Below are 14,015 nucleotides of genomic sequence, written 5' to 3'. Positions count from 1 at the left end.
TCATGATTATTTCAGAGCCATCCATCGAACGTCTTGTTCCGCAAGTCTCCTCTTGCAAGTCTCCCCTTAGGAATAATCCTTGATCAGGACACCGGCCGAGCGATACTTGGTCCCGTTCACGGCGGTCTCGACTATGGGCAGCTCGGGCGTGTCGGTCAGTGATTCGATGACGCCGTCTCGTAAGATCACCGTATCTTCGACCTTGCCACCGCGAATGCTCGGGTTCCATGCAAACGCCTGATGGTTCTGAACTACCTCGCGGCCTGACGGAGTCGCCAGCCACTCGCGCTCCCCATAGCCAGTCGCCCCGCCTTGATGATGAAATTCCTCTTCGCCGGCGAATCCCTCGGCCACATACGCGCCTCGAGCGACTTTGAAAAGCTGAGCAGAGGTCGCTCCGGCACGAGTGGCATCGAGCAATGCGGCATTGACCCGCGCCGCCGAGCCAAACCGGTCCGCCAGTTCGGTTGGCAGCTCGCCAAAGTGGACAAAACGGGTAATTGAAATTGCCAGCCCCCACTTGCGGCTGCAGAGGTTCAGCATGCCAAACCGCTGCAGCCGCTCTCCGCGAGCGACGGCGTGCTTGAACTTGAGGATGCGATCGTCCACCGCCATCAATAGGACGGACGGCAAGATTCCCTCGCAAAGGAGTCCGTCGGAGACCAGGGCCTCCATCTCAAATTCTGTGACTCCCGGCTCCAGTTCCTGAAGCACCGCAGCCGTCACCTCTGCCGTCTTGCGCCCCAGCCAACGGTAGCGCTGAACTTCGGCGGAGGTCAGACTGGCTCGCAATGGTGCGAGATTGACCGCGATGAAGCCAGGACTCGGAATGTCGCTCGCGACTTCGACCGACCCCACAATCTTCTGCGCAGCCGCTACGCAGTCGTCGTCATACCAGGGAGACAGAACGGGCTCGAAGCCGAGGCCGGCAAACTCTTCGGCCGCAAGCCGCGGCCCCTCATTCTTCGGCGCAAAATAGTACTTCCTGCCATCCTTGGTCAGCAGGACAGAGGTTGCCCAGGTCTCCGAGGGGATGAGGACGCGGGCGTCCACTCTTCCGCCCGTGGCCCAGGCAATGTTCCGGCTATGCCTGAGCAACACGGCCGCAATTTGCTGATCCTCGAAAAATTGAGCGAGTCGAGCCTGCTTCTCAGTGGCCTCGGCTTGTAACTCCGCCTCAGTAGCGAGGTCCGGTTCTTCAACGGTAAGCGGCGGCATCGGCTAGTCCTCTAACTCGGGATGATAGTGGCTTTCGAAGCCAAGGTATCGTAGAGCGGCTTCATGAATGGCGGGTGCGACATGCGAGAAGTTGGCCGCCACGTGGTGCTCGAAGCCTTCCCGGCAAATATACTTCAGCAGCGACTGCAGCTTTGGAATTTCAACCACGCCGGCGCCGCCAAAGGTCTCCAGCGGATCATTCGTGAATTCGCCATGGCCGGTATAACCGCGCACCACACCCCGCCGGTCGTCGGTGGAGTAGCGGGCGTAGCTCATCGCCCCCGCCTTCACCCGGCCCACGCACGTGCCAAAGGTATTCTCGATACCGACCGTGCCGGCAATGATCGCCTGATAATCCATCTTTACCTCGGTAAAGAAGTGCTTGGGAAGGTTGCTGCAATGGAAGCAGACAGCCTTATTGGGGTCATCGCCATAATTATTGTTCCAATCGAGCAGCGCGCTTGGCGTCCCTGACGCGAGAGCCAGCATGTGCATGCTGAGTGTTCCAGGTACATCGACCTCGCAGGCGCTTGGAATGAGGTCCTCGCTCATCATGCTCATGATTGTGCAGGGCACCACGCCGAAATACTCTTCGAGTGACGTCCAACATTGAATCGCGCTAATCGTGATGTGGTTCTGCTTCATCCATATATCGATGACTGCTCCCAGCTTCGCCATCTTGAGCAGCGCCGCATCCGGAATCCCCCCGGTCGTAACGTATTTCTTGATCGCGGCCAGCTTGCCCTGGGCGGCGTCGTCGTTATCGTCCATTCGATGGATGCGCCCCAGAATCTCCGAGAGATCGATGGGATCTACCGTGATTCCGCGCCCCTCATAAATGCGCTCGCTGTAACGGACCGTGTTGAAAGCCGCCGGGCGCGCGCCGATCGCGCCGATGCGCAAGTTTTTAAGACCCCGCACCACCCGGCAGACGGCCGCGAACCAGCTCAGGTCGGATTGAAATTTCTCCGAAGCCGGATCGACGGTATGCAGCGTAGTCAGAGAGTAAGGAATGCCGTATTGCATGAGGTTGTTCGACAGCGACATCTTGCCGCAGAAGCTGTCCCGGCGGAACGCGATCGTCATGTTCGCCGTACGATCGGGCGTCGCCTGCACCAGCACCGGCACGTTCAGCCCGGCGAGTCGGATCGCATCGACGATGCCGCGCTCTTCGCCGAAATTCGGCAGCGTCACGATGATCCCTGAGATCTCTTCTCGGCGGCGCTTAAAAAGCTCCGCGCAGCGCAGCGCTTCGTCATAGGTCTCGACCGCGCCGTGCTTGCTCTCTTCCGCATTGAGCACCACTGCCTGGTGGCCGGCCTTCTCAATTGCGGCGATCATCTCTTCTCTACCCGTCTTCGCCAGGTGATCGGGGAAAAAGCCCCGGTTTCCGACGATCACTCCGAATGTCACTGCCTTGGGCGCTGCCATTGTCTCTCCTCAGATAAGTAGTCGTGAAAATTCACTAAGTTCAGTCGCTGCCCGCTTAGTTCCTTCTAGGATTGAAGCGCAAGCAGTAAAAAGCCCCCAAAGCCAGCATTACTGCTCCCCACCACACGGGCGCGTGCAGGTTCGCCAAAGCGACATTCGCCACATGTCCCGTGACCAGCTCATAAATGCCGTAGCCGCAGATCAAGAAGCCGTAGATGGCCAGCAACACCCCGATAAAAAACCAGATCGAAATACCCGAACCATGCATGAAACACCTCTAGCTCGTCGCCGCTTAAAAGAACATCAGGTTAAGGACAAAAAACACCACGATCACGATCGAAGCCCAGAACCAATGATTCTTGATCAATGGCACCGGTGCTTCATTGGGCAGCACCGTGGCCCCATAGACCAGACCATTGAGCTCGCTCTCCGGCCGCGCCTTCCCCATGTAACTCACCACGATGGTAACCAGGACGCAGATGACCCAGGACCATAACGCGCGGTACAGGTTCTCCGCCATGTCCTTCGCATCGGGAGAGAAGGCCACGACTGAAAGCGCTGCAGGATCGAGCTTCACCCAGACATATAGAGAGATCGAAGTGGCCGTCCCCGCCAGCAATCCCCAGAAGCCGCCCGCCCCGGTGGCCCGCTTCCAAAACATCCCGAGCAGGATCGTTCCCAGCAATGGTGCGATAAAGAAACTGAACAAGGCCTGCACGTAGTCCATAATGCCCTGCGCGTGCATGACTAGATAAGCGGTGCCAATGCTCACCACCACGCCCAGGATGGTCGCCCAGCGGCCCACCGCCACGTAGTGCTTATCGGTTGCTTTCTTGTTGATGAGCGGCTGGTAAATGTCGTAGGTCCAGACCGCGGAGAAGGCGCTCACATTCCCCGCCATCCCCGACATAAAGCCGGCAATGAGGGCGGTGATGCCCAATCCCAACAGCCCCGGCCCGCAGTAACGCACCAACATCAGCGGCAACACCTCGTTATAGCTGTGAGGATTCGCCGCGCTCACCGCATTCTCTCCGACCAGATGCATCAACGTGCCATCCGGGTTATGCAGGATCACCAGTCCCAAAAGCCCAGGCAGGATCACAATGAAAGGCACTGCCATCTTGAAGGCCGCCGCGATGATCGGCGCCATCTGCGCCGAGCGCAGACTATCCGCAGCCAGAACCCTTTGCACGACCAGAAAGTCCGTCGTCCAGTATCCAAAAGAGATGACAAAGCCTAAGCCGAAGACAATGCCGGTCCAGTGCACACCCATCGGGTTCGTTGAAAAATGCGCCAGACCGCGCCACATATGGGTATAGTCGAGGCCGTGATAGTTCGCCAGGATGTTCGCCTGCAGCTTCGTCCATCCGCCTGCTTCGATTAATCCTAAGATTGGCACCAGCAGCGCGCCGCCCCAGATGAGCACGAACTGTAGAACTTCATTGAAGATCGCCGAGCGTAAACCGCCGAGCGTCACATACACCGCGACCGCCAGCGACGACATGAGGATGCTGAAGGTGATGTCCCACCCCAGCACCACCTTCATCACCACCGCCATGGCGAACATATTCACGCCACTCATCAAGATGGTCATGAAGCCGAACGATACCGCCGCCAGCACCCGGCTCGGCTCACCGAACCTCAACTTCAGGTATCCAGGCACCGAATGCGTCTTCGACACGTAGTAGAACGGCATCATCACCAGGCCGAGAAACAGCATCGCCGGGATCGCGCCGATCCAGTACCAGTGCGCAGCCAGGATTCCATACTGATAAGCCGAGCCTGCCCAACCCATTAACTCCAGCGAACCTAAATTAGCGGAGACAAAGCTGAGACCGGCGATCCACGCCGTCATCTCCCGGCCAGCCATAAAGAACTCTTCGCTGGTATTGGCCTTCTGCTTCAGATAGAAGCCGATCCAGATGACCATCGCGAAGTACACCGCGATCACAATCACATCGAGAAACGACAGCTTCGCGAGTTCGTGATGTCCCTCAACGAACATGCCCAGGCCTGGAGCGATCGCTCCGCCCGGCTGGAGCCCTGCAAACGTTCCGCTCATTCGCTACACCACCCGGAGTTACCGGTCTTCTCCATCGTCATCGTTGCTCCCGCGAATCCTTCACAATCGGTATCCACTCCAGACTCCTACCGCCGCCCGAAGTTACTAACTATCCCTCTGGCCGTAGGTCGCCTTCGGTCCATGCTTCCGCTCATAGTGTTTGCGCAGGAGTCTGGACGAAACTTTAGCAGCTTCAGAGTCAATTACGACAGTGCGGAATGCCAGTTTCGCTACATATTCCAGGACAACCGCGTTGTAAGCCGCCGCCGATGCCGTCTTTCCCCAGGCGAACGGAGCATGATTCGCAACCAGCACACCCGGAACCGCAAGCGGGTCGAGGGTCTTGAACCTCTCCCCAATCACCACCCCGGTGTTGTATTCGTAATCTGCCTCGATCTCTTCATCGCTGAGCGGCCGCGTGACCGGAACCTCGCCATAGAAATAGTCCGCATGGGTCGTTCCAAAACAAGGGATGGCGGTTGCCGCCTGCGCCCAGCCAGTCGCAAATTCGGAATGCGTATGGACCACCCCGCCGATCATTGGAAATTCGCGGTACAGCAGCAGATGGGTCTTCACGTCGGAGGAAGGGTTCAGCGTTCCTTCAACGATCTTGCCATCTAGATCGACAACCACCAGATCTTCAGCGGTGAGGCGCTCATAAGCCACGCCACTAGGCTTGATGGCCACCAGTCCTTGCTCGCGATCGATGCCGCTGGCATTGCCAAAGGTGTAGAGGACCAGCCCCTTCCGAACCAGCTCCAAGTTGGCATCAAGGACTTCTTCTCTCAATGTAGGCAGCAGCATGGTGCTCCAATCGAAATCAGGCAATCGCAGTAAACGTTTCCTGAACACCCTGAGTCTACATGATTCCTTTTGCCGAAATCCTCAAATTCAAGACCGGAAAAATTCGACTGATTTCCCGCCGCTCGTTCGGCCCATCCCTCGTCACGGAAAATTAGAGAGCAGCTCATTCGCTCAAGTAAATCCATTTACGAGGTAACTGTCAACCATTATGAGCAGGCTCTGAAACCCAGGAGATCACCCGGGGGCCGCTTGCCACCCGCCGGCTTATTCTCGCGGCAGGACCACGCCTGGCGATTTGGTCATTCGGTGAAACGAGTAGCTCCGCTCCTGACGCAACGTCGGCATCACCCGCCCCTCCTGATCACATTGCCAAATGCATACGAACTCCCCACAGCGGATGCTTCCGCCACCCGCGGTCAAATATCCGGATCGGCTTCCTTCGAGGATCTGCCTTGAACTTCGCGATGGGCTGAAAATGCGGCAATAAAGCTGTCCGCTACGATGCTTTCAAAATCCTTCGGCGCCCTGCCGCCCTGTTTCAGGACGAAGACCTTGCGATAGATCAGCGGCCCCAGCAGCATGGCCAGGCCCACCTCAGGATCAAGCGCCCGCTGCAAGATGCCGCGCTCTTTGCCACGCTCGATCATTTTGCCCAGGGCCAGCCGTGCCGGCGAGATCACGCGGCTGCGCCATGCCTCCCCAAAGACCCGATTATGAGAGGCGTAAGCCATCAGGTGAGGCAGAATACGTTCCCGCATCGCCCTCCGGTCCGCAGCCGGGTCGTATTCCAATTGCGCCACCAGATCGCCGCGAAAGTCCCCTGAATCGAAGACCGGCAGCTCCCGGTCGAGACCGTGAAGATAGACCAGCACTTCGAGGATGAGTGCGTCTTTGTCTGGCCAATGGCGATAGATGGTCGCTTTGCTGACGCCTGAGCCCCGGGCAATGGCGTCCATGCTCGTGGCCTCGATGCCACCCTCCGCGAACAGGCTGACCGCTGCTTCTATGATCTGACTGTGGGCTCGCTGGCTCTTCGGTCTCGCCATCGCGGTGAATCGGTCTTGTCCCTTCTCAAACCTCGATTTTAGAAAACAGATAAGCTCCCAACCCGATAAATGCAGCCGCCATCCCCGCTAAAACCGAGAGATCCAGCGCGGCATTGAAGTGCCACACGTTGATTAGCGCGCCCCGCAATCCATCGACTCCGTAAGTCAAGGGGTCGATCCGGGTCAGAAAGGTCATCACCGCCGGCAGGTTCGCCAAAGGAAATAGGGCGCCCGATAAGAAAAATAGCGGCATCACCAGAAAGTTCATCACCAGCTGAAATCCCTGCATGTCCTTGATCGTCGATCCGATCGCCGTCCCCAGCGCGGCGAAGACGACCGCGATCAACACCACGAAGAGAAACGCGCTAGGAATTGCAAGCCAATGCTGAGGGCGAAAGCCGGCGATGAGGCAGATGAGTAGGATCAGCGAGCCTTGAATGATCGCCACGGTGGCACCGCCGAGGGTCCGTCCGATCATGATCTGCAGCCGCGAGACCGGCGCGACCAGCGTCTCTTTAAGAAACCCGAACTGCCGGTCCCAGAGCATCGCGATCCCTGAAAACACGGAACTGAACAAGACCGTCATTCCGACGACACCGGGCGCCATGAACTGCAGATAGCTGCCGTGGCCGGCCTGCCGAAAGACCGGACCCAGGCCAAAGCCCAATGCCAGCAGGTAGAGACAAGGCTGGCCGAGCGAAACCACAATCTGGACCCGCGACCGGATATACCGCTTCAACTCCCGCAACCACAGGATGTAGATCGCTCCCATCTAGCGCCTCCACATCTTGGCGACCTGTCGTAACCCGTCGGCTGAGTTAGCTGCCTCATCGCGCAGCGACGATCCCGTCAATGCCAGAAATGCGCCTTCGAGTGAGTCCGTCCCAGTCTGGGCCTTCAGCTCCGCTGGCGTTCCCTGGGCAACGATCGACCCGTGGTCGATAATCGCGATCCGATGGGCCACGCGCTCGGCCTCATCCATGTAGTGGGTGGTCAGGAAGACGGTCGTCCGCTCCGACTCATTCGAGCTCTTCACATGCGTCCATAACAAATTCCGGCTCTGCGGATCGAGCCCCAGCGTCGGCTCATCCAAAAATAGAATTCGCGGCGTATGCAGCAACCCACGGGCGATTTCCAGCCGCCGCTTCATCCCTCCCGAAAAGGTTTTGACATAACTGTCCCGCCGGTCCCATAGCTCGAATAGCTTCAGAAGATGCTCGGTCCGGCTCTCCCTCAAGCTTCGTGGCACACGATATAGAACCCCATGCAGGATCATGTTTTCGTAGGCCGTCTGCTCGGCATCCAGACTCGGGTCCTGGAAGACGATGCCGAAGCGCTCGCGCGCCTCTTTTTTATGCGTGCGCGGATCGAGGCCATCCAGCTCGATCGTCCCACTCGTCGGCGGCAGCAGCGTGGTCAACATCTTGATCGTGGTGGTTTTTCCCGCGCCGTTCGGCCGCAGAAACGCAAAGATCTCTCCCTGCGCCACATCAAAGGAAATGTCCCGGACAGCAGCAAAATCGCCAAAGTTCTTCACGAGATTTTGAACTCGGATCATCCTGGATCCTCCGCCGTAACAATACTGAACGGTTTCGTTTATCCCGTCAAGAAGATTGGTCGGAGAACCCTGCAAAAAAACTCCGCAGCCTGCGCTCCCCCGCCTCCCAACGTCCTGACTACAATAAAAACGGCGCACCACCGCAGGTCATAAAAAGAAGTCTTAAGAATGGATCCGTTTACATGCCCAGTCTGCCCACCTCGGCAAATCGCCGCCGTAGCCCTCGGAACTGGCTTGCCGCCGCCGAAATTCTGACTGCCCTTCTTCTGGCTCTACTCCCTTCAACCACCCAGGCGCAAGCCACCGCCTATCCTAATGCGCCTCCACTACTGCTCGGCGCGGCCTGGTATCCGGAGCAGTGGCCCGAGGCGCAATGGGACCGCGATCTCGCCAAGATGGAGGCGGCGCATATCCGCCTTGTCCGCATGGGCGAGTTTGCCTGGAGCACCATGGAACCCGAGGAAGGCCACTATGACTTCACGTGGCTCGATCACGCGATTGCCAAGGCCGCCGCTCACCACATCGTTGTCGTCCTCGGCACACCGACCGCGGCCCCTCCCGCATGGCTCACCACCAAATACCCGGAGACCCTCCGCGTCGACGAAAATGGAGTCCGAGACGAACACGGCAATCGTCAGCAGTTCTCCTTCATCAACACAAAATACCGTCAGCTCGCTCGTGGAATCGCTGGCGAGATGGCCAAGCGCTACGGCCATAATCCGAATGTCGTTGGCTGGCAGCTCGACAATGAATATGCCAACGACTCCTTCGATCCCGAAGCCAAGGCCCAGTTCCATGAGTTCCTGAAAAAGAAGTACGGCTCCATCCAGAACCTCAATCAAAAATGGGCCACCACGTACTGGAGCCAGACCTACGACAGCTTCGACGAAATTCCTGTAAGGCCCAAGAATGAGAATCCCGCGCTGCTGCTTGATTGGCGCCACTTCGTCAGCCAGGGATGGAAAAGCTACTCGGTCAACCAGATCGAAGCGATCCGTCCGCTCGCCGATCCACGCCAGTTCATCACCACCAACACCATGGGCTGGTTCGACAATTTCGATGAATATGTCGTTCACACCGTGCTCGATATGGCCTCCTGGGACGACTACATCAGCGACCCGGTCTACGATCCATTCGACAATGGCGCCCGCCACGACCTCACCCGCGGCTATAAACGCAAGAACTTCTGGGTCATGGAAACCGAACCCGCTTTCGTGAACTGGCGCAAGACCAACAACCCGCTCGACAAGGGGCAGGTCCGCGATATGGCCTGGCAGGCCATCGGCCACGGCTCCGATGCAGTCGAATACTGGCAGTGGCGCGCCGCCCTCAACGGGCAGGAGCAATACCACGGCGTGCTCGTTGGGGCAGACGGCAACCCGGTCCCCGTCTACGACGAAGTCAAGCAAGTAGGCGAAGAATTCGAAAAGGCCGGAGCTGCTCTCGCCGGCACCTCGCCTCACGCCGAGGTCGCAATCCTCAACGACTACAACAGCCGCTGGGCCATCAACTTTCAGCGCCATAGCGAGAAATTCGATCCAGTCGAAGAGTTGGTGGCCTTCTACAAGCCACTCAGCGAAGCCGCTCAAACCGTCGACATCGTCTCGCCGGATGCCCCGCTCGACGGCTACAAGCTCGTCGAGGCTCCAGCCCTCAACGTGCTACCCAAAGCAACGGCCGTCCGACTGGTCGCCTACGTCCAGCAAGGCGGCAACTTATTGCTCGGCCCTAGATCCGGCATGAAAGACGAATACGATGCACTCAACACCCAACTGCAGCCCGGAGATTTATCCAATCTCCTCGGCGGCCACGTGGAGCAGTTCTACGCCCTCGAAAACGAAGTCCCAGTGACCGCAGATTTGGGTTCTGGCACGGCTAAGATCTGGGCGGAACAGCTCTCGATCCCCAACATTCAGGTCTCCGGCAACAGCGGCGACACTAAAACAATCCTCACCTACGGCCCCAGCAACGGCTGGCTCGACAACCAGCCCGCGGCCATCACCCGGAAGATTGGAAAAGGCAGCATCACCTACCTGGGAGTCTGGCTCGATGACGCCCTCTTGGCGAAGCTAACCAACCAGCTGGTTCAGCAAGCCGGGGTCCAGCCCAAAATACCCAACGTCCCCGCCGGCGTCGAAGTCTGCGTCCGCAGCAAGGGAAGTCATGCCGTCGCGATCCTCATCAATCACACGACATCCGAACAGCACGTCACGCTACCGAACGCCGCCACCGACCTGCTCGCCAACGGAACTCCGTCGGTCTCCTCTGAGGATCTGCCCAAGTACGGGGTCGCAGTAGTGGAGATAAGTAAATAGCCGCAAGCGCCCTTCTTACGACCAAGAGCTACGAGCGCATTGCGTTCCTACTGATAAACAAATTCTCTTTTGGTAGTTGTGAGAGCGCTGCCCCAGCCGATACACTCATCCTATTCATTGTTGGGAGCTAGCCAGTGCGCGTGTCGCTGTTCATCACCTGCTACAACGACACTCTCTTTCCCGAGACTGGCAAAGCTGTCGTCCATCTCCTCGAGCGCCTCGGCCACACCATCGACTTCCCGCCCGACCAGACCTGCTGCGGCCAGATGCATTGGAACACCGGCTACCATCGCGAAGCCATCCCGATTATTCGCCACTTCGTTGAAGTCTTCCGCGATGCTGAAGCCATCTGCATTCCTTCGTCTTCCTGCGTGGCGATGATCCGCGAGCATTACCACAAAGCCGCCGTAGCTTCCGGTGACCATGCCTTCGTCGCCGAGGTTGAAGCGCTCCTGCCGCGGGTCTACGAATTTTCAGAGTTTTTAGTCAACAAGCTCGGCGTCCTCGACGTCGGGGCCACTTACCCGCATCGCGTCACTTACCATGCCAGTTGCCACTCGCTGCGCAGCTTGCACCTCGGTGACATCCCGATACGTCTGCTTCGGAAAGTCCGAGGTATCCAACTCGTCGACCTGCCCGAGATCGACCAATGCTGCGGATTCGGCGGCACCTTCGCAATCAAGAACGCCGATGTCTCCTCCGCCATGCTCGCTGACAAAGCCCGCCACGTATTGAACACCGGCGCCGAGGTCTGCACCGCCGTCGACAACTCCTGCCTGATGCACGTCTACGGCTCCCTGCACCGCCAGCGCACCTACGTTCGCACCGCCCATCTGGCGGAGATTCTCGCCTCTCAAGGGGAACCGGCTGCCGCCTTATGACGACTCCTGGCACGACTCCAGCCGCCGGCCTGATCAACATTGCTCCTCCGCAAGTGGAGTGGCCGCAAGGCGATTTCCCCACCGCCGCTCACCAGTTGCTCAAAGATTCTCAGCTTCGCAAGAACGTCCGCCACGCCACCAACGTGATCAACGCCAAGCGCGCCATTGTTGTTGGCGAAATGCCTGACTGGGAGCATCTTCGGGATGCGGGCAGCGCGATCAAGCAGCACACCCTGGACCATCTCGACCAATATCTCCTCGAGTTCGAGGCCGCCTGTACCGCCGCTGGAGGCCATGTCCACTGGGCCGTCGATGCCGCCGAGGCCAATCGCATCGCTGTCGAAATCGTCCGCCGCCATCAAGTCAGCGAAGTCATCAAGATCAAATCGATGACTACCGAGGAGATCGAGCTCAACCACGCCCTGGAAGCCGCTGGAGTTCATCCCACCGAGACCGACCTTGCCGAACTGATCATTCAGATGGGCCATGACAAGCCGTCGCACATCATCGTGCCAGCCCTGCATAAAAACCGTGGCCAAGTGCGTGAGATGTTCCGACGGGAAATGAATCTACCCGATCTCGGCGATACGCCCGAGGATCTCGCCGATGCGGCCCGCCGCTATCTAAGGGAAAAATTTTTGAGCGTCAAAGTCGCCATAAGCGGGGCGAACTTCCTCATCGCCGAAACCGGCGGCGTCTGCATTCTTGAGTCTGAGGGCAACGGACGCATGTGTCTCACCCTGCCCGATGTGCTCATCTCCGTCGTCGGCCTCGAGAAAGTCATTCCCCGATTTCGCGACCTCGAAGTCTTTCTGCAGACGCTGCCGCGCTCCTCAACCGGCGAACGCATGAATCCATACAATTCCATCTGGACCGGGGTGCGCCCCGGCGACGGCCCGCAGGAGTTCCACGTCATTCTGCTCGACAATGGCCGCAGCGCCATCCTGCACGACGCCGAAGCCAAGCAGACGCTAAAGTGCATTCGCTGCGCCGCTTGCCAGAACGCCTGCCCGGTTTATCGCCAGACTGGTGGCCACGCCTATGCGTCGGTCTACGCCGGCCCCATTGGCGCGATCCTCACTCCACAACTCCACCAGACCGCGGACGGCCGTCTCGGCGACGGAGATTCACTGCCCTACGCCTCCTCTTTATGCGGAGCCTGCTACGAAGTCTGCCCAGTCAAGATCAATATCCCTGAAGTACTCATCCACCTGCGCCGCAAAGTCGTCGAACGCGATCAGGGGACCATCAGCGGACTGTTCGGTCTTTGGAATATCGGCATGCAGACTGCTGCCGCCGTCTTTGAAAGCGGAGATCGCCTCAGACTCGCCCAACGCCTCGGCCGGATTGGGCAGATTCCCTTCGTCTCCAAAAACGACTTCATCGAGCATCTGCCGCTCATGCTGAGCGGCTGGACCCAGACTCGCGATCTCGCTCCACTGCCCGAACAGTCCTTCCGCGAATGGTGGAGCGAACGCTCAGATCGAACTAGCCATGAGTGAAACCTCCGCGTCGCGCCAGGCGATCCTATCCAGAATTCGCGGGCCGCACGCCCCGGCCGACGCTCGATCCGGCGGCCAGGAGTATGACCGGATCCCACGCGCCTATCTCCGCAGCGGCTCACTCGCTCCCGAAGAACGCCTGCAGATATTCGAAGAGCGGCTCATCGAATATGGCGCCCGCGTCTTTCAGGTCAACGAAACTGCCCTCTCCGCTGTGATCGGCGCCGCCATCCGGGAACGAGGGGCCTCGCGAATCGTCATTCCTTCGGGAACTCCCAGCGATTGGCTGCCTGCATCTGTTTCTTTCACCGAAGGAGATACTCTCTCCAATCGCGAACTCGACAGCTTCGATGGCGTAGTCACCGGATGCACCGTAGCGATCGCCCTCACCGGTACCATTGTTCTCCAGAACGCCGCCGCCCAGGGTCCCCGCAAGCTCTCGCTCATCCCTGACTATCATCTCTGCGTGGTCTTCGAGGAACAAATCGTCGAAACCGTCTCCGAAGCCTTCGACCGGCTCGCGTCGACCTCAACCCTACCCACCACCTTCATCTCTGGGCCTTCCGCCACCGCCGACATCGAGATGACCCGCATCAAGGGCGTTCACGGACCGCGCTTCCTGGATGTCCTGATCGTCGCAAAGCCGGAGCAATAATCATCGCTTCTACGAACTTCCGATAAGAATCCCTGCCGCAAATACCAGCCCTCCGCCAACAATCACTTGGAAGCACGACATGCCAAAGCTGGTCTTGAAATAGCGATAGCGGATCCATGAGATCACCAGCAACTCCACTCCGACGACCAGGTAGGCTAGTGTCAAAGCGGTATGGACGTTGCCGATCAGGAAGGGGAGCGTGTGCAGGAATCCGCCTACAAAGGTCATCAGACCAGTAACAATGCCGCGAAAGACCGGATTGCCGCGGCCGGTCAATTCGCCATCATCGGAGAGACCTTCCGAAAAGGCCATCGAGATTCCCGCGCCCACCGCCGACGCCGCGCCGATCAGAAACACTGTGTGCGAACGATGCGTGGCAAACGCGGTCGCAAAGATCGGCGCCAAGGTCGAAACCGAGCCGTCCATCAACCCAGCCAGGCCCGGCTGCACAATGCGCAACACAAAGCTGCGGTCGTTATGGAAGATCGCGCCTAATTCTCTCCATCCAGGTAGCTCCGACATACACCCTCACGTAGGAATGAT

The 14,015-nt window shown here is 58.7% G+C and carries 13 protein-coding genes; 4 read left to right on the top strand and 9 right to left on the bottom strand.

Annotation, left to right across the window (positions count from 1 at the left end; translation table 11 throughout):
* Nucleotides 1-66: 66 nt before the first annotated feature.
* The 8 genes from ACPOL_RS11130 to ACPOL_RS11095 all read right to left on the bottom strand — a co-directional run bounded on the left by ACPOL_RS11130 (nt 67) and on the right by ACPOL_RS11095 (nt 8,119).
* Complete coding sequence (locus ACPOL_RS11130; protein ID WP_114207130.1) at nt 67-1,218, bottom strand: M24 family metallopeptidase; 1,152 nt, start codon at nt 1,216-1,218, stop codon at nt 67-69.
* 3 nt (nt 1,219-1,221) lie between these two features.
* Nucleotides 1,222-2,649, bottom strand: a complete 1,428-nt coding sequence (locus tag ACPOL_RS11125) for an L-fucose/L-arabinose isomerase family protein (RefSeq protein WP_114207129.1) — start codon at nt 2,647-2,649, stop codon at nt 1,222-1,224.
* A gap of 55 nt (nt 2,650-2,704) precedes the next feature.
* Nucleotides 2,705-2,917 (bottom strand): hypothetical protein, encoded by a 213-nt coding sequence (locus tag ACPOL_RS11120; RefSeq protein WP_114207128.1) that lies wholly within the window; start codon nt 2,915-2,917, stop codon nt 2,705-2,707.
* A gap of 24 nt (nt 2,918-2,941) precedes the next feature.
* Nucleotides 2,942-4,654 carry a sodium:solute symporter family protein gene (locus ACPOL_RS11115; RefSeq protein ID WP_114210767.1) on the bottom strand — a complete coding sequence of 571 codons (1,713 nt, stop codon included), beginning with the start codon at nt 4,652-4,654 and terminating at the stop codon, nt 2,942-2,944.
* A 162-nt stretch (nt 4,655-4,816) separates the two neighbouring features.
* On the bottom strand, nt 4,817-5,515 hold the full coding sequence (locus ACPOL_RS11110) for an L-ribulose-5-phosphate 4-epimerase (RefSeq protein ID WP_114210766.1): 699 nt from the start codon (nt 5,513-5,515) through the stop codon (nt 4,817-4,819).
* Nucleotides 5,516-5,931: 416 nt separating this feature from the next.
* Entirely contained in the window at nt 5,932-6,561 is a 630-nt protein-coding gene (locus tag ACPOL_RS11105; RefSeq protein ID WP_114207127.1) for a TetR/AcrR family transcriptional regulator, read from the bottom strand.
* 25 nt (nt 6,562-6,586) lie between these two features.
* Nucleotides 6,587-7,333, bottom strand: a complete 747-nt coding sequence (locus tag ACPOL_RS11100; protein ID WP_114207126.1) for an ABC transporter permease — start codon at nt 7,331-7,333, stop codon at nt 6,587-6,589.
* Nucleotides 7,334-8,119, bottom strand: a complete 786-nt coding sequence (locus ACPOL_RS11095; RefSeq protein ID WP_114207125.1) for an ABC transporter ATP-binding protein — start codon at nt 8,117-8,119, stop codon at nt 7,334-7,336.
* A 182-nt stretch (nt 8,120-8,301) separates the two neighbouring features.
* Between ACPOL_RS11095 and ACPOL_RS11090 the strand changes: the two genes are divergently transcribed.
* From ACPOL_RS11090 to ACPOL_RS11075, 4 genes are all read left to right on the top strand, one after another.
* On the top strand, nt 8,302-10,434 hold the full coding sequence (locus ACPOL_RS11090) for a beta-galactosidase (RefSeq protein WP_114207124.1): 2,133 nt from the start codon (nt 8,302-8,304) through the stop codon (nt 10,432-10,434).
* A 134-nt stretch (nt 10,435-10,568) separates the two neighbouring features.
* Nucleotides 10,569-11,315, top strand: coding sequence for a (Fe-S)-binding protein (locus ACPOL_RS11085; protein WP_114207123.1), 747 nt, complete (start codon nt 10,569-10,571; stop codon nt 11,313-11,315).
* Nucleotides 11,312-12,817: a LutB/LldF family L-lactate oxidation iron-sulfur protein gene (locus ACPOL_RS11080; protein WP_114207122.1), complete on the top strand. Its 1,506-nt coding sequence runs from the start codon at nt 11,312-11,314 to the stop codon at nt 12,815-12,817. The genes ACPOL_RS11085 and ACPOL_RS11080 overlap by 4 nt, the downstream gene beginning before the upstream one ends.
* Nucleotides 12,810-13,472 (top strand): LutC/YkgG family protein, encoded by a 663-nt coding sequence (locus tag ACPOL_RS11075; protein ID WP_114207121.1) that lies wholly within the window; start codon nt 12,810-12,812, stop codon nt 13,470-13,472. Before ACPOL_RS11080 ends, ACPOL_RS11075 begins: the two co-directional genes overlap by 8 nt.
* A gap of 9 nt (nt 13,473-13,481) precedes the next feature.
* On the opposite strand, the gene ACPOL_RS11070 is transcribed toward ACPOL_RS11075, so the two are convergent.
* The gene (locus tag ACPOL_RS11070; RefSeq protein WP_114207120.1) at nt 13,482-13,994 is read right to left on the bottom strand and encodes a VIT1/CCC1 transporter family protein; all 513 of its coding nucleotides are present in this window, start codon (nt 13,992-13,994) and stop codon (nt 13,482-13,484) included.
* Nucleotides 13,995-14,015 lie beyond the last annotated feature (21 nt).

Source organism: Acidisarcina polymorpha (assembly GCF_003330725.1).
Lineage (GTDB): Bacteria > Acidobacteriota > Terriglobia > Terriglobales > Acidobacteriaceae > Acidisarcina > Acidisarcina polymorpha.
The sequence above is the reverse complement of the archived record's forward strand: the minus strand, read 5'-3'. Positions and strand labels throughout refer to the sequence as shown.